We start from the raw sequence: 583 nt of genomic DNA, 5'->3' as shown, positions 1-583 counted from the left end.
CTGGGGGGGGCTGCTCCGGTTTCCAGTATGGCTTCACCTTTGACGAGAAGATCAACGAGGGGGACACCATTGTCGAGAAGAGCGGGGTGACCATGGTGATCGATCCCATGAGTCTGCAATACTTGGTCGGCGGCAGTGTGGACTACACCGAAGGGCTGGAAGGCTCTCGCTTCATCGTGACCAATCCCAATGCCACTACGACCTGTGGTTGTGGCTCCAGCTTCTCCATCTGATCGATAGCTGCAATGAGATTAAAAGGGCCCATCGGGGCCCTTTTCTATTGAACAGTCCTATCTCCCCTATATATGTGCACCAGTTGCAGAGCGTTGCCCCGACGCCGTTGCTCAATTCAGTGCAGAACTTACCCACTATGAGTCCCTGAGTGCTGCACTATTGTACTATCTGGTTGTTGATTAAACACTTGAACGGCTTTCTCAAAAAAACACATAGTTTTTGCTTGTCAGAAAGAATCAGGCCCCTATAATGCGACCCCATCAGCACGGCGCAGTGCGCGTCTGGTCTGGCTTGCAAAGCAATCCAATGAGGTTTATAATTTTAAACCCTGCTCTTTAACAATTTGAAT

At 50.1% G+C, this 583-nt stretch carries 1 protein-coding gene; it reads left to right on the top strand.

Features of this window, described 5'->3' with window-relative positions:
* On the top strand, positions 1-233 hold a 233-nt coding region (erpA, locus tag LG30_RS0100010), incomplete at its 5' end, for an iron-sulfur cluster insertion protein ErpA (RefSeq protein WP_033128656.1).
* Positions 234-583 lie beyond the last annotated feature (350 nt).

The sequence above is a fragment of the Aeromonas aquatica genome, assembly GCF_000764655.1.
Classification (GTDB): domain Bacteria; phylum Pseudomonadota; class Gammaproteobacteria; order Enterobacterales; family Aeromonadaceae; genus Aeromonas; species Aeromonas aquatica.
This window is presented reverse-complemented; position numbering and strand designations above follow the sequence as displayed.